We start from the raw sequence: 14,589 nt of genomic DNA, 5'->3' as shown, positions 1-14,589 counted from the left end.
CTGTCCGTTTCGTCCCCGACTACCCCTTCTTCAGTCATGTGGGCGCTGTTGCACACGTACGAATACGAGAGTATTTTCTCGGTGCCGCTCAGCTCCCCGAAGTCCCGCATCTTCCCGTCGTATATCTTGAGCAGGGCCATCCTGCCCTCGGTTATGGTTCCTGTCTTGTCCGTTGCTATGAACGTGACGTTGCCCAGCGTTTCAACCGCCTGGAGCTTCCGCACGAGCGCGTGCTCCCTCGCCATGTTCTTCACTCCTATCGCGAGCACCAGCGTGAGCACGGTGAGCATCCCTTCAGGCACCGCGGCCACCACTATGGAAACCGAATAGATGAAAAGTTCGCTCATCGTCCATTTCCCGAACGCCAGCCCGGCCGCGAACAGCACGGCCACGATTGCGAACGACGCGAGCGTTATGTTCTTCCCGAGCTCCGCGAGCCCCTTCTCCAACGTGGTTTGTTCCTCCTTCACTTCGCCGAGCCCCTTCTCCACAGCCCCGAATTCGGTCCTGGGGCCGGTCGCAACCACCACCGCGTTCCCCCGCCCCTTCGCGACGAAAGTGCCAGCATACACCATGCAGCTCCTTTCGGCAACCGGGGTTCCCTTCGCAAGCTTCCCCACGTTCTTCCGCACCGGCATGGATTCCCCGGTGAGCGAGGACTCGTTGATTTCTAGCCCCTGCTCCTCCATTATGCGGGCGTCCGCAGGCACCTTGGCCCCCTCTTCCAGGAACACGATGTCCCCGGGAACGAGCAGCCTCGAGTCTATGAGGTCCTTCCGCCCCTCGCGCATCACGAGCGCCTTGGTCTCCGCGAGCTTCTTTAGCTCCTCCATGCTCCTGTCGGCCCCGTATTCGAGCGCGACCCCGAACACCACGTTGAGCACCACCACCACTCCTATCGCGAGCGCGTCCATCTGGTGGTTTATCAGGTACGCAACTGCAGCTGCGGCAAGAAGGAGCACCAGAAGGTAGTTCTTGAACTGCCCGAGCACCAGCTCAACAAGGCCCCTCTTTTTCCCCTTCCCGAATTCGTTGGCCCCGTACGCCTTGAGGCGCAGTTCAGCCTCCCTATCGCTTATTCCCTGGGCCGAACTCTGGAGCTCGCGCAAAACCTCTTCTGCGCTTTTCGAGTGGGGCATACCGCTATCTCCCCAGCCACCTTTAAAATAATTCCCAGCCTGGCGCGCATTTTCGCCCTTCTCAGGATTTAGCAATCTTTTAAAAGCTAACACCTGAATTTAACCTGGTGATATTCATGCCGCCGAAAAAGGCAAAAGCACAGGAAGAGGCTTCCGTAGGAGAGAAAACTGAAGCAAAGAAGGAGAAATCCCCTGAGAACGACAGCAACCTCATGGCCGCACTGAGCTATCTCATCAACCTCATCGGCCTCCCGGCCAGCATAATCTTCTATCTAGTGAAGAAAGAGGACTCTTACGTGCGGTTCCACGCGCTCCAGGCAACGGTGCTCTGGGCAGCCATGTTCCTGGTGGGCATGGTGTGCGTAGTTGCGCTCATAGTATTGAGCATTGTCACCATGGGCTTCGGAGGCATTCTCGGAATCTGCATGCTCCCGTTCGGCCTGATATTCCTGGTCGCTGACCTGTACCTGGCGTACCTCGCATACCAGGGCCAGAAGTACAAGATACCGGCCATAGGCGACTTCGTGGAGAAGTACGTCTGAACCTTCCATTTTCATTTTTCTTTGGATTAAAATAAAAAAAAGGTGATTTTGAATGGCAGTGAAGAACAGGAACCCGATCTTCGTGATTGCGGTTTCCATAGTAACGCTCGGAATCTATGCCCTCTATTGGTTCTACATGACCCGGAAGGAGCTGTACGAGCTGCTGAAGAAAGACGGGAACGCGCTCATAGACCTCGTCCTGATGTTTATCCCGATAATAAACTTCTACGCGATATGGAAGTATTGCGACGATGTGTCCGCGCTGTCGAAAGGAGCCCAGAGCAACATACTCCTCTTCGTGCTCGCGCTGGTCTTCTTCCCGGCAACGCAATATCTTGCCCAGAACGAAATCAACAAGCACGCAACCGCATAATCTTCTTTCTTTTCCATCTTTTTCCCAGTTTTCCAGGTTCACTCATCAAAAAAGAAGATGATTTATTTCTTTTCTTCCTACTCTAAGCCATGCAGCTTTACAACTCGCTCACGAAAAAAATGGAAAAGTTCGAGCCGCTCAACGGCATGAGGGTGAATCTCTACGTGTGCGGCCTCACGCCCTACGACCACACCCACATGGGCCACGCGCGCACCTACGCCGCGTTCGACATGCTCAGGCGCTACCTCGCCCTGAAGGGCTACGAAGTGTTCCACATCCAGAACGTCACCGACGTTGACGACAAGATACTGAAAAGGGCGAAGGAAAGCAAGCAGGACCCCCGCAAGCTCGCCGGGGAGTTCAGCGCCGAGGCGTCGGAGCTGTTCAAAAAGCTCAACATCCTCGAAGCCAGCGCATATCCTAAAGTTACGGGGCACATCCCAGAAATAATAGCGCTGGTGAAAAAGCTCGTGGAAAGCGGCCATGCATACGAGACCGAGACCGGCGTGTATTTCGAAGTGAAGAAGTTCCCTGAATACGGAAAACTCTCTGGCCAGAAGCTCGACGAAATACTCGCAGGCTCGCGGAAAGCTGTTGACGAGACCAAGAAAAACCCGGAGGATTTCGCGCTCTGGAAAAAAACCAGCGGGGACGCGATAGAGTTCGACAGCCCGTGGGGCCGCGGGCGCCCGGGCTGGCACATAGAATGCAGCGCAATGGCCGGCGTGTACGCGAAAACGCTGGACATACACGGCGGTGCCAGGGATTTGATATTCCCCCACCACGAAAACGAAATCGCGCAGAGCGAGGCCGCAGGCGCAAAGCCTTTCGTGCGCTTCTGGCTCCACACCGGCTTCCTCACCGTCTCGGGGGAGAAGATGAGCAAGAGCCTCGGGAATTTCGTGACGCTCAAGGATGTTCTCGCGCAGCACAGCCCGAACGCGGTGCGGATGTTCTTCGCCATGGCGCATTACAGGAGCCCGATAGATTACAACCCCGAGCAGATACGGCAGGCCGAGGCAACAGTAGGTTCCATAATGAACACGCTGGACAGCATAGACCGCGCGCTCGAGGAGCGCGGCAAAAAGAAAATCAAGGACATCCCGCTTTCCAACGAACTGAAAAAGAAATTCCTCAATTTCTACCACTTCGTTGACCTGGACTTCGACATCCCGACCGGCATAACGTACGTGTTCTCGCTTATGAAATCCGTGAACGCCCATCTTTCCGGGGACAGCCTGGACTACGAGGCGCTCGAATACACCAAGCTGGAGATGGGCAAGGTGCTGGAAATCCTGGGGCTGGTGCGCGAGAAGAAGCAGATTCCGGACAAGACGTGCGAGCTCCTGGACCTGCTCGTGGAATTAAGGGATTCCGCGCGCAAGAAGAAGGATTTCAAGGCCTCGGACAGGATACGGGACCGGCTCAGGCAGCTCGGCTTTGTCTTGGAAGACGGGGACGACGGGAGAACAAGGTGGAAATCCCTATAACCGCGTCAACCCGTTCCCTTTTAGATAATGCATTGCGCTTCGCGTTCCTGATTTTCACTGCAAACGGCGAGACGCCCCTGAAATTCGGCCGAGGCACATTTGTTTCCCCAGTCCTGGCTGCGCGCCAGGTTCCCTTCACTCGCTTAGGGGCTGTTTTTTCCCCTGCTTGCATAAGCGCCCCTTTCGCTCTTTCTTGTTTTGCGGCCCTTCCAGCCTCATTCCAGCGCCCCGCTTCGTTTTCCGCCATGTGCGCCCTCTCAAATCTGTTTTTATTCCTTTCCGTCAAAATATGTTCTACGTGAGCAAATCTCTTACCTAGCTTAGGTAAGCGCTTGTTTTCGCGGGCTCGTAGCTCAGCTTGGCCAGAGCGGCGGACTCTTAATTTTCCGGCTTCAGTTTTCCTGTTCCGGATTTTGGGATATCCGTAGGCCAAGGGTTCAAAGGTCAGCCCAAGGGGGCGAATTCTGACTGAAAATCCCTTCGAGCCCGTTTTTCTCTTAAAAATATCATTTGCCTTCATTCTGTTCGCATCGCGCCCTGCATCCTGTACTTCCGCGTTTCTTTTTCGTGCCTTCGCCGACCTAGACTGTGCCTCATAGCTTTTCCAAGTCTTAATCCTGCCTGATTTTTCACTTCTTTTCATTGCACCTGAAAGCGTTCGTGGCGCCGTTTCACCACGTACGCCAGTCGGGCGTTTTCCATGCCTCCTTTTTCCGGCATCCGCCAAACGCCCCATTTCCCCATCAAACCTGCGTCCAACAGCGTTCGCATCGCGTTCCGCGCCTTTCGCCTTGCCTTTCAAACCGGTTCGCAAATGTGCATCTGGAGCTGGAAAAGGGGTTCGTGGTTTCTTTGCGCATGCTTGAGGTTCTTTTGCCTTAAGGTCCGGGGAGCGTAAGACGCGTTTCCCTTCGCCCGGGTCCTTCCCGGCAGAACGCTGAGCGTCGTTTTTAGCTTTGAATGCACGAGAGTTGTTGTGAATCCGATGTTCGCGCACTGCTTTCGCGGCTGGATTTCCTGTTCCGCGCACAGTACTAACTTGTATCTCGCCTGTTTCCAGCGTTTCGTAATCCGGCATCTGCCACGCCATCTTCCAGGGGGGCATGGAATTTCCGGTCCGCTTGCGCCTTTTTGGCTGTGATTCTTCGCAATCCTCGGATGCGCAATCACTATGCTGGACCATATGCGTCATTGCGTATGTTGCAGCGCTGTTTGCCACGGCAGGCTGTTCTGCAGCCATCTGCATCAAACGCGGAGCGTCCGGTTCAGGCATGGGCGCAACGCTGGGCATCCCGCAATTCCGCGCCGCGAAGAAGAACGAGTCAAGGAACTGCCACTCCCCCATATTAGCGGGCCTCATTGCTTCCGCAGCGCTGTATGCTTGGAGGTCCTGCTCGGAAACCGAGCGCCATATTTTCTCCTTAAGTTCCAAGCATTTTTGTTGCGAAGTCGGGCACAATCCCCCTCCGCTCCCACCTACGTACCCTGGAAGGTCAGCATTGCCAAATCTGCTGTCGTCCCGTGCATCTACTATCTTAAGTCTCCTGGTCACTATTCCCTCATCCAGGCCTAGAAAATACTCCTCGCCATTAATCCTCTTTGTTGGCAAACCAACCTTTTTTTCGCCTTCCAACGCGGTGTAAAACTGGAGGAAATTGAATTCGGTCCCAAACATTCTGATTGTTTTCAGGTATTCTCCGAGCCCCTCAGAATTTTCCACTTGCAACTCAGCCCTCCTGTCTTCGGAGAAAATCCGTTTTATGCCCTCAAGGAGTGTTTCCCCTTCCCGAAAGTACACAATGGCCCGATACTTCTCCCCGCCCCTATCCACCAACCTAAATTTCACTTTGACGTAACCATCTTCGTGCTTTCTATCAGTCCCGATAACGCCTTTTGAAAAGAAATGTTTGGGGCAAAAGTGCATAGGCACCAAATTCCTGGCTAAAAATTATAAACCTCCTTGCGCTTTTTCAGGAACCTTTTAATTCCTTTCAGCCGCGGTCTATCCAGGTCTTGCGCATGCTCTTCATGAAAGAAAAACAGGTCGCGTCCTTCCTGGTCCTCAAGGATCACAATTCGAGCTGGCACCTCTCCAAGATAGCCCGCCAGTCCGGGACCACGTACGTTTACGTGACCAAACTGATGTACGTCCTTGAGAAGAAGGGCCTTGTTTCCATGGAAACGAAGGGGAAAAAGAGGGTGGTGACGCTCACGGAAAAAGGCCTCAAGCTCGCGAATCTCCTGGAAGAAGCGAAAACCCAGATTCTCTAGACCACGCGCAGCGCGATTTTCCTCTTCACGTAATTGACTACTTTGTTGTAGTCGCTGAAATGCACGTACGCAGTCACGTCCATCTCGTAATTTCCCGGCTTGGTCTGGGTGGTCCCGTAAATGGTGACCGCGAATTCCGTGCTCGCCCCGGGCTCTACATACCCGAGCTTCTTCTCGTAGTGCTTGCTCACCACGGTAGCGTCAAAACCCATCATCTGGCCCCGCGGCGCGAGCGCCTCGAAGGAAATCAGCTGCTTCTCCGTTGTTTCATTCGCGATTTTCACAATCATGTCCACGCGGTTGTCCTTTCTCGCAGCCAGCCTTACCGGCAGGAAGCGTATGGACATGCCCACCGGGCCGCTGGTTTCCCTGAACTGGGACTGGAGCTGGGCCGGCTTCCCCTTGTAACTTTTCTTTTCGGCCCCGAAAATATCGTCGAGTAGACCCATAAATTCACCCTTCTGGTCAGTAGGTATCGCGTTCATTTAAACAAAATAATATTTAAACCGAGCATATCCCCATTGCTTTTGCACATACGTATACAAAGTCAAACCGCAACGCAAAGATTTAAATAGTTGCTACGCCTCAACCTTTCTACTAGATAACGCTTCTTTTGTATCTGGGGAGGAAAACTGGTCGCCTTGCCAGCACAGCGATGTGCTGGCCTAATTTTCCACTGCCCCAGTGAAACCATTTTCAATAGTGCGCAGTTCCCCAACTCGGGCATTTTCCTTGGTTTCCCCGTGCTGTTTTGACTTTTCCGGCTTACGCGCTGCTCCAGCGTTGCATATTTAATAATTACCGCAGTAGAAGCCCCGATACCCATGTGCAACGCCTATCTTGAGGGGAGCTTAGCAGTAGTCGATTTGTCGAAATGCCCGTACGAGTTTGGCTCGCCGGAATTCCTGAACATCCACCTCAAGGACCTCGCGACCATAGAGGGCGAGATAGCCCGCATACGCTACGAAGAGGAACTGGTGATAGAATTTGACGAGGAGAAAACCGCGGTGCTCACCGAATACGCGAACATAATCAAGCAGGTGGAAGCGATAATGCTCCGCGAAGACGTCTACGGCATGAAGCAGGACGACCATTACGAACTGCGGAAACGGGCGCTCCGGCAGTTCTACGATTACATGTTCATGAACCCCATGATGGCCGAGCGCACGCTCAGCGAATTCAGCGAAACCATGCCCGAGAAGCAGGTTTACCTGAAGGGGTACCAGACGTTCCGGGCGTGGGTGAACGGCATACTCAAGCGCTTCTCGGAAGCCAAGCTCTGCGCGCTCACCAAAAAAACAGGGGACATGCGCATGGCGTTCCTCTCGCTCGCAGGCCTCAAGAGCCTCTACTTCGTCAATTCAATAGTCTTGGACATCCCTCCAAACGCTGTGCCCATGAAGGACAAGGAAGCCTCGTACAAGCTTTCGTACGGGATGGAGGTCCAAATATACGATATACAGGCCGGCGACACGTTCCTCTACGTGCAGAAGAACCCGTACATAACAGACCTCAGGCCGGACCTCCAGAAGATGCTCAAAGCCCTCATACTCGAGCAGAGCAAGGAGAATTTCGAGAACGCGGACTACCGCATACTCTTCGAACTCAAGAGCAAGGAGTACCGCCAGTTCTTCCTGGATTCCGCGGTAATGAAGGGAATCCAGATATCCCCGAAGGAGGCGATAGCGATGGGGCGCGAGGCCGCCGCGTGGGTAGTAGGCCTCGGGGCCCCGATAGAGAACATCGCGCTTGACCGCCAGAACGTGACGGACATTTACATAGACAGCGAGAACTCCCCGATTTACATAGAGCACAGGAAATTCGGCATCTGCCACACGCTTTACAGGTACAACCGCGAGCTTCTCGAAAACTCTTTCAGGCACATAGTGCTCTCCGAGAAAGGCGTGCGCAAGTTCGACGAGAACGTGCCCATAGTGGACGTGGTGCTCAAGCGCCTGAGCATGCGGTGCCACCTCCAGCGCCCCCCTGCCACTTTCGACGAGCTGCAGGGCGCCCTGAGGATAATGCAGGACACCCCATTTACTTACCCGCAGTACTTCAGCCTCCGCACGCTCAGCCCGTTCTTCGCAGGTTACGATGATGTGATGGCCGTGCTCGGATGCAGCGAGGCAGTGCTCGGATTGAAAGGATGCGGCAAAACCTCGTTCACTGCGGCGAAAATCCTCTCCATAGGGACAAAAAAGAGGATAATCCCGATCCAGGATATAGAGGAGATCCCGGTGCGCGCGTTCAGGAAGCGCGGCTTCCACATAGGCGCGGCCAGGGTGCAGAGCTCCGATGTCGAAGCAAGCGGCAACGTGCAGTCCTCCTACGGGAAGGAGCTGGACCTGGTGAGCATGGCCAACGCCCTGCTCAGGATGGGCGACGCGGCCATAATAATCAACGAAGTGCGCAGCCGGCTCGCGGTGCAAGGAATAATAAACCTGCTCAACACCCAGCCCGGGGTTTTCCTGCTTTACAACCTCCACGCCGAATCGCTCAAGGACATCCAGGACAGGCTGGAGCTCGTGTTCGGGATTCCCGCGGTGAGCATGCTCGCAACTGACAGGTACAGCTTCCTCTCCAAAATACATTTCGGGAGGAAAGGGCGCCTGCACAGGATGGTAGGGTTCTCGTACGAGACCAACCAGCAGGAAAAGAACTTCGTCCCTGTGTTCCAGCTCGAGCGCGGCAACAATCTCGAGAGCTGCATCCTCAAGCCCATGTTCATAAAGAACCCCGAGGCCACCTCATACGACATAACCAAGATGAACCTGGGGAAAATGGAAAAAGAGATGGACCTGGAGTTCATACCTCCTGCGCTCAAGCGCAGGGCCGAGGCCAGCGGCGTGAAGCCCGAGCAATACATACTCCAGGCATTCTTCAAGGGCCGCATATTCAACCAAGTATACCTGGCTTCCCAGGAAACCGGAAACCCGCACCTGACCGAGATAGATTTCGTTTTCAAGTCGAACAACGCGGCGAACCGGATACTGCTGGAATTGGAAGACGAGAACGGCACGGTGGACTTCAAGGACGCGCAGGCGAAGATGGACGTGGAATTCGCGAAACTCCTGAAAGCCGAAATCGAATTGACCAAGAAATAGAGCGAACGGCCAGCGCTTCAGCTAATGCTCAAGCTTCTCAGGGAACCTCTCGTCCAGCTCCTTCCTGTTCCTCATAATCACTTTGTGCACTCCACTGCCGTACTGGGCCGCCTTCTTCCTCCTCTCGAGCGCGGTTTTAGGGACTCCGAGCAGTTTCCCGGCTTCCCTGAGCACCCCTTTCTTCAGTTCCCTTTCTGCCATCCTTTCCTCGAGCGGCACGCTGAACGCGAGCTCGGCGACGCTCCTGCTGCAGAACGGGAACCTTGCCTCGAGCCCGCATTTGTAAGCTATTTTCTTTATCATGGCCCCGTCCCCTGAGCCCAGCTTCCCGAACTCCTCCTTGAGGATTGCATCCAAATCCTTCCCCTCTTCAGCATACCGGTAATACCTTTCATAGCCCACGAACAGCTCCTCAGAGCCGGAGCCGAACAGTATGGCCCCGTAACCCGCGCGCGCAGCCTCGGAGCAGCACGCGTAAACCGGCACCCCTATCTCTATCTTCAGCATGCTTCCCTGGTAGAAAGAGTAAATCTTCCCATATATGTCCATTACAGCTTTTTCGCCAAGCAGTACCCTTTCCAACCTGAGCCCGAGTTCGTCAGCGACTTTTCCCGCGGCTTCTAGGTCTTCGCTTCCTTCCAGCCCTGCGGTGAACAGCCCGACTTCGCTCCATTTTTTGGCTATGGCGGCAATCGTGCTGCTGTCCAGCCCCCCTGAAAACGAGACCGCGATTCTATCCTCAAGGCATTCCTGGACGCTTTTCTCCAGCGCCCTCGCCAGCTCCACAATCATCCCACCACTTCATCCTGCTCCGCAGGACTCCTGCGCGGTTTCCAAACTTTCAGCCAGTTCATTCACGATCGCGGCCGAGTTCTTCATCCCATCCACCATTCCCCTGTTTTCGTAGGCGTCCATGGCCGCCCTAAGGGCCTCCAGCGTTGTTCCAAGCTCCGCAATGCTGGAATCGAAAGCATCACCGCTCCCATGCGCACACCCTGCATCGAGCGCGTCCAGCGCAATCCCGGTCTCTTCAACAGCCGCATCACCGTTCTCGCCCGATTCCTCGGCCATCACGTAAAGCACGTCTCCTATGTCCATAGCTACGCCCTCGCTGCTGTCATAAAGGTATTGCACCAAGTCCTCCTCCAGGTAGTCGAGGTCCTCTGCAGTTTCAGCGTCCTGCAAGTCGGGTTTGTAGCTTTCCACATCCTTAATGAGCATCCCAAGGTCCTCTGCAGCCAACTCCCTGGTCTCATCATCCACGCGCGTGTTGTTGGCAATCTTCATTTTCACTTCGTTGAGCCTTGCAGCAACCCGGTCTATCCCCTCAATCATGGCATCGCGGCGCGCATCAAAGCCTGCCCCGGAGTCCTGCACCCCGAATATCGCCACCAAATCTATTTGCTCGTCCAGCACCTGCGCCGCCTCCGCGTTCGCATCAAGCTCGGCGCCCAGCGCAGCCAGCCTTTCCAGATTTCCGCTTATGTTCACGAAACTAAGATTCGTGCCGGCATCCGCAGAACTCCCGTTCCCTTCGCTCTCATTCGCATCCAAGTCCCAGGGACCAGCAGTCTCGTTGAGCGTGCTGTTGGAAATTTCAGAAACGTTTTCTGCCGGCTGGACCTGTCCGGTCCCGTTGGCTGTGAAATTCCCGGCTACAGTGGCGTTGCCCGAAAGGTTCTCCTGCGCAATGGTATTATCCGACGCGTTGGGCAGCGCCATAGTGCCATTAGCATTCTGGGCTTCAGGGCCCTTTTCCGAAGTGCATCCCGCCAGCGCAAGGGCCGCGGCCAAAAATACAGCCAAGAACCATTTCATGAAACCACCTGGGAATTCTGAAAATTCGGGCCCGATGGGACATCCAGCTCCAGGTTGCGCTTCAGCGCAACCAGGCATTTGAACCCATGGCCTACACCTTCCTCCCCGTCCCTGCATCAGCAAGTGGCGAATAGGAGAGTGCCGCGCTATCCAAGCTGCGCTACGGGCCCTCCGGAATCTAATTAATGCCCACAAGGTTTAAAAAATTCAGCGCCTCCGCGTATTTTTGGCGCTTCCGCGGTTCCACGCGATTCTAGAATGTTTTTATTTCTTGACCTGGATTTGCTTACGGGTGCGATGGCTTATGCTTCCTGAAGGAAAACTGATACGAGGAGAAACCACACTCAGGGAAATGGCCCTGCCGGAAGACGTGAAACTCACCAAGAAATCCCTTGTGCGCTGGATAGCGCTCTCGCTGGGGCTGATTTCCCCGAACGAGAGCAGGACCATACTCCTGGACGTGCTCGAAGCGCTCATAAACCTGCGCGTGCGCGGCATCCAGCCCACCACGAAAGAGATACTTGACGAGCTCGCGGCAATGAACGCCGGAGCAGACGAGAAATCCGTCTATTACCATCTCCTCCGCATGAAGGAGGCCGGGCTGGTCGGCAAGCGCGACGGAAAGCACTTCTTCGGCGACGGGGAGGAAGGCCGGCTTTCCGAAGTGGTAAGGAAAGTTTACCAGAAAAGGTTCGACAGCTCCTTTTCCTCCGTGGGCCAGGCCCTGGACACGCTGGAGGGCATCAACCGCTGATTCTGCCTGCCCATCAGTCCTGTCTTTGGGCGCCTGCCGCAATCTGCAACCCGGAACGCAAAAAATCTGATTTTTAAGCGTTTCCGAGCATTATACCCCTGATAAAATGACTGAGTTTTCTGGCTTTTACAAGCTTCCAATAGAAGAGCGGATAAGGCGCATATCAGGCCACGCCAGGCTCAGCCCGGGCGAAACAGCGCTTCTCAGGAACACAGGCGCGCTGAGCATGGAAGCCGCGGACCGGATGGTCGAGAACGCGGTCGGAGCCGCGCACCTGCCTCTCGGCATCGGCCTGAATTTCATAATGAATGGTAAGGAATACCTGGTTCCGATGGCCGTGGAGGAGCCGAGCGTGATAGCCGCGGCGAGCCACGCGGCCAAGCTGTGCCTCCCCGACGGTTTTACAGCGAGCGCTGACGACCCCATCATGACGGGCCAGGTCCAGCTGGTCGGGCTCAAAAACCCCGCATCAGCTGTTTCAAACGCGCTGGCGCACAGGAAGGAGCTCGAGAAAGCCGCAACGGAGCTCACGAAAAGCATGGAAGCGCGCGGCGGCGGCTTCAGGGGCATGCGCGCACGCCATTTTTCAACGCCCCGCGGCGGGATGGCAGTATTCTATTTCGACGTTGATGTGAGGGACAGCATGGGCGCCAACACGCTGAACACGCTCCTGGAAGGTATTGCGCCCACCGTGGAGAAAAGCGCAGGGGAAGGCAGGGCATGCCTGCGCATACTCTCCAACCTCGCCACCAAGAGGATGGCCCGCGCGAAGGCGGTGTGGAAAAAAGAGTCCATAGGGCCCGAAACAGTCGAAGCGGTGCTGGACGCCTACGAATTCGCATGCGCCGACATTTACCGTGCCGCGACCCACAACAAGGGAATAATGAACGGCATAGACGCGCTCGCGCTCGCAACCGGCAATGACTGGCGCGCAGTCGAGGCAGGGGCGCACGCTTACGCTTCCCTTAAGGGAAGCTACACGCCGCTCACCAGCTACAAAAAAGACCCGGGAGGCAACCTCATAGGAGAGATAGAGCTCCCCCTCGCATTGGGCACCGTGGGAGGCAGCATAGGCTCCAATCCCATCGCAGGAATCTCGCTCAAGATAGCCGGAGTGGAGGGGGCAAAGGAGCTCTCGATGCTGGGCGCGTGCGTGGGGCTCGCGAACAATTTCGCCGCGCTCCGCGCGCTCTCCACAGAAGGGATACAGCGCGGCCACATGGAGCTCCAGGCAAGGAACCTGGCCATCCTTGCAGGCGCATCCGCTCCTGCAGAGGCAGATGCGGTTTCCTCTGAACTGGCCCGCACAGGAGTTTACAAGCTCGAGCAGGCGAAGGAAATATTAAAGACTGTTAGGTCGAAAAAGAAAAAGAGCTGACGTTTCTCTCATGCACGGGGTTTTCATATGGTTTCCGACAGAAAATTGCTTTACGCCGCCATAGTCGCGGTCCTTTCCCTGGCCCTGATAGCGGCTTTCCATCATCCCGCGTTCTCGGATTCAGACTACGGGGTGCTTCTCAGTTCCGGCATTTCCGCAGGCAGCATCGATGCAATAAACCTTGCCCTGCTGGCAATCCTTCCGCTGGCCGTTTACCTGATTTCGGCGTACGCGCTCAGGAACGATGAGTTCCATTCATTGCTCGCAGCGCTCCTCTTCGCATTCTCCGGGGCCAGTACCGCATCGCTTTTCTCCATTTCGCCGGTCCTCGGCGCGCTCCTCGGCCAATCATTCAGCCTCGCAGCCGGAGCCAAGCTCGCAGGCACGCTCCTTCCGTTCGGGCTCGTAGCGTTGCTCGGCTACAAGAAAGACGCGGTTTCGGCCGCGCTCGCGCTCCTCGGCGCGCTCCTCATCCCGTTCGCGCCCGGCATTTCCGCAATACTCCTCGCGCTTTCGTCAGCCCAGGGAATAAAGATAGTAGAGAGCGAGCCGTATGGGGACAAGGCGCTGGTGCTTGCCGCATTCTTATTCTGCATGCAGGGTTTCTACTCCGGCGACGCGCTCGCGGCAGTGGTTTCAGCCCTGTTCATAGCCGCTCTGTTCTATGTGGCAATCTCGCTCCACAACGTGAAGCCCCGCGACGTTTACGCGCTCGCGCTCCTTTTCGTCGCCTTCGGCGCGCTCACTTCCTTTTATTCCATAACCCAGGCAGGGGCGCAGTCTCTCTCATCCGGCGAGCTGGCGCTCTTCGCTTCCCTTGCACAGCCCCAGGGCACGTACGGGGTGCTTGATTATCCAAAAGCGTTCCAGTACCTCTCGGGCAAGGAGCCCGTGCTCCTTAACTCCACTCAGCTGCTGAAGAAGAACGCCTCGCTCCCGGACTCCATAATCTTCTCCAGGCGTGCGTTCACCCGGGCATATTCAGGCTCCCCCATATTCTTCACGTACTACGCCACAGGGAGCGACGCGTCCGGCGGCGAGGTCGCGCTGTTCACCAGCAGCTACTACGCGCTCTACATGCGCGTCAGCCAGTCCGAGCTTGCCCCTGAGGACGCCCAGCTGGTTGATTTGCGCACCGGCGAAGGCGCCATGGTGCCCTTCACCAAGATAAGGCAACTCACGCAGCTTCCGTACAGCGACCCCTCGAACCTGATGGTGAACGTGCAGGACATATCTGAAACGCCGCTCTACGACCTGCTTTTCAGGTACGGCGCCTACTTCGGGGAGAACGCGACCGTGATAAGGGTGCGCTGATGATAGCATACCTGGCCGTCTCTTTTTTCATCTCCCTTTTTTTCACATCCATCGTCCTCTGGGCGATAATTCCGCGCCTCAAAAAAATGGGCATGGTGGGGCACGACGTGAACAAGCCGGATCGGCCCGAAGTTGCTGAAATGGGCGGCATAGGCATCATCGCCGGCATGGCCCTGGGGATTCTCGTTTCCATATTCTTCAACACCTTCCTCGGCTTCCAGTTCAACCTGGACTTCGTGCTCGCTGCCCTCGTATCGGTCTTCATAATCGCTTTCATAGGGTTCGTGGACGATTTGCTGGACATCCCGCAGGCAGTGAAGGCGTTCCTGCCCCTTCTTGCAGGAATCCCGCTCATAGCGCTCAGGGCCGCAGGGAGCACCACGATGTACGTCCCGTTCATGGG

The 14,589-nt window shown here is 55.8% G+C and carries 13 protein-coding genes and 2 tRNA genes; 10 read left to right on the top strand and 5 right to left on the bottom strand.

What is annotated here, in order from left to right; translation table 11 throughout:
• On the bottom strand, window positions 1–1,139 hold a 1,139-nt coding region (locus tag WC488_01920; protein ID MFA5077160.1), incomplete at its 3' end, for an HAD-IC family P-type ATPase.
• A gap of 116 nt (window positions 1,140–1,255) precedes the next feature.
• On the opposite strand from WC488_01920, the gene WC488_01915 reads away from it, so the two are divergent.
• The 5 genes from WC488_01915 (at window position 1,256) to WC488_01895 (ending at window position 5,815) form a co-directional block, all read left to right on the top strand.
• Entirely contained in the window at window positions 1,256–1,681 is a 426-nt protein-coding gene (locus WC488_01915; protein MFA5077159.1) for a DUF4870 domain-containing protein, read from the top strand.
• Window positions 1,682–1,733: 52 nt separating this feature from the next.
• Window positions 1,734–2,054: a DUF4234 domain-containing protein gene (locus tag WC488_01910; GenBank protein ID MFA5077158.1), complete on the top strand. Its 321-nt coding sequence runs from the start codon at window positions 1,734–1,736 to the stop codon at window positions 2,052–2,054.
• An 89-nt stretch (window positions 2,055–2,143) separates the two neighbouring features.
• Window positions 2,144–3,544 (top strand): cysteine--tRNA ligase, encoded by a 1,401-nt coding sequence (gene cysS, locus WC488_01905; protein MFA5077157.1) that lies wholly within the window; start codon window positions 2,144–2,146, stop codon window positions 3,542–3,544.
• A gap of 342 nt (window positions 3,545–3,886) precedes the next feature.
• Window positions 3,887–4,033 (top strand) — tRNA-Lys (locus WC488_01900).
• A 1,530-nt stretch (window positions 4,034–5,563) separates the two neighbouring features.
• The gene (locus WC488_01895) at window positions 5,564–5,815 is read left to right on the top strand and encodes a hypothetical protein (GenBank protein MFA5077156.1); all 252 of its coding nucleotides are present in this window, start codon (window positions 5,564–5,566) and stop codon (window positions 5,813–5,815) included.
• Here the strand turns inward: WC488_01895 and WC488_01890 are convergent.
• Window positions 5,812–6,264, bottom strand: a complete 453-nt coding sequence (locus tag WC488_01890; GenBank protein ID MFA5077155.1) for a hypothetical protein — start codon at window positions 6,262–6,264, stop codon at window positions 5,812–5,814. The genes WC488_01895 and WC488_01890 overlap by 4 nt on opposite strands.
• Before the next feature lie 375 nt (window positions 6,265–6,639).
• Between WC488_01890 and WC488_01885 the strand changes: the two genes are divergently transcribed.
• On the top strand, window positions 6,640–8,922 hold the full coding sequence (locus WC488_01885; protein ID MFA5077154.1) for an ATPase, T2SS/T4P/T4SS family: 2,283 nt from the start codon (window positions 6,640–6,642) through the stop codon (window positions 8,920–8,922).
• Between the two features lie 21 nt (window positions 8,923–8,943).
• Here WC488_01885 and WC488_01880 read toward each other — a convergent pair whose 3' ends face one another.
• From WC488_01880 to WC488_01870, 3 genes are all read right to left on the bottom strand, one after another.
• Window positions 8,944–9,714, bottom strand: coding sequence for an asparagine synthase C-terminal domain-containing protein (locus WC488_01880; GenBank protein MFA5077153.1), 771 nt, complete (start codon window positions 9,712–9,714; stop codon window positions 8,944–8,946).
• A gap of 9 nt (window positions 9,715–9,723) precedes the next feature.
• Window positions 9,724–10,740 carry a hypothetical protein gene (locus WC488_01875; GenBank protein MFA5077152.1) on the bottom strand — a complete coding sequence of 339 codons (1,017 nt, stop codon included), beginning with the start codon at window positions 10,738–10,740 and terminating at the stop codon, window positions 9,724–9,726.
• A gap of 26 nt (window positions 10,741–10,766) precedes the next feature.
• A tRNA-Arg gene (locus WC488_01870) sits at window positions 10,767–10,910 on the bottom strand.
• A gap of 122 nt (window positions 10,911–11,032) precedes the next feature.
• Between WC488_01870 and WC488_01865 the strand changes: the two genes are divergently transcribed.
• From WC488_01865 to WC488_01850, 4 genes are all read left to right on the top strand, one after another.
• Window positions 11,033–11,494 carry a hypothetical protein gene (locus WC488_01865; protein ID MFA5077151.1) on the top strand — a complete coding sequence of 154 codons (462 nt, stop codon included), beginning with the start codon at window positions 11,033–11,035 and terminating at the stop codon, window positions 11,492–11,494.
• Between the two features lie 106 nt (window positions 11,495–11,600).
• Complete coding sequence (locus tag WC488_01860) at window positions 11,601–12,872, top strand: hydroxymethylglutaryl-CoA reductase, degradative (GenBank protein ID MFA5077150.1); 1,272 nt, start codon at window positions 11,601–11,603, stop codon at window positions 12,870–12,872.
• A 27-nt stretch (window positions 12,873–12,899) separates the two neighbouring features.
• Window positions 12,900–14,186 (top strand): hypothetical protein, encoded by a 1,287-nt coding sequence (locus WC488_01855; GenBank protein MFA5077149.1) that lies wholly within the window; start codon window positions 12,900–12,902, stop codon window positions 14,184–14,186.
• The coding region (locus tag WC488_01850; GenBank protein MFA5077148.1) for a hypothetical protein at window positions 14,186–14,589 on the top strand (404 nt) is incomplete at its 3' end. The genes WC488_01855 and WC488_01850, both read left to right, overlap by 1 nt.

This window comes from Candidatus Micrarchaeia archaeon (assembly GCA_041650355.1).
Lineage (GTDB): Archaea > Micrarchaeota > Micrarchaeia > Anstonellales > Bilamarchaeaceae > JAHJBR01.
This window is presented reverse-complemented; position numbering and strand designations above follow the sequence as displayed.

Bases quoted from the DNA above. Each gene is read 5' to 3' on its own strand.
- WC488_01915 (MFA5077159.1), top strand. From the start codon at position 1,256: ATGCCGCCGAAAAAGGCAAAAGCACAGGAAGAGGCTTCCGTAGGAGAG.
- WC488_01910 (MFA5077158.1), top strand. From the start codon at position 1,734: ATGGCAGTGAAGAACAGGAACCCGATCTTCGTGATTGCGGTTTCCATA.
- cysS (MFA5077157.1), top strand. From the start codon at position 2,144: ATGCAGCTTTACAACTCGCTCACGAAAAAAATGGAAAAGTTCGAGCCG.
- WC488_01895 (MFA5077156.1), top strand. From the start codon at position 5,564: ATGCTCTTCATGAAAGAAAAACAGGTCGCGTCCTTCCTGGTCCTCAAG.
- WC488_01890 (MFA5077155.1), bottom strand. From the start codon at position 6,264: ATGGGTCTACTCGACGATATTTTCGGGGCCGAAAAGAAAAGTTACAAG.
- WC488_01885 (MFA5077154.1), top strand. From the start codon at position 6,640: ATGTGCAACGCCTATCTTGAGGGGAGCTTAGCAGTAGTCGATTTGTCG.
- WC488_01880 (MFA5077153.1), bottom strand. From the start codon at position 9,714: ATGATTGTGGAGCTGGCGAGGGCGCTGGAGAAAAGCGTCCAGGAATGC.
- WC488_01875 (MFA5077152.1), bottom strand. From the start codon at position 10,740: ATGAAATGGTTCTTGGCTGTATTTTTGGCCGCGGCCCTTGCGCTGGCG.
- WC488_01860 (MFA5077150.1), top strand. From the start codon at position 11,601: ATGACTGAGTTTTCTGGCTTTTACAAGCTTCCAATAGAAGAGCGGATA.
- WC488_01855 (MFA5077149.1), top strand. From the start codon at position 12,900: ATGGTTTCCGACAGAAAATTGCTTTACGCCGCCATAGTCGCGGTCCTT.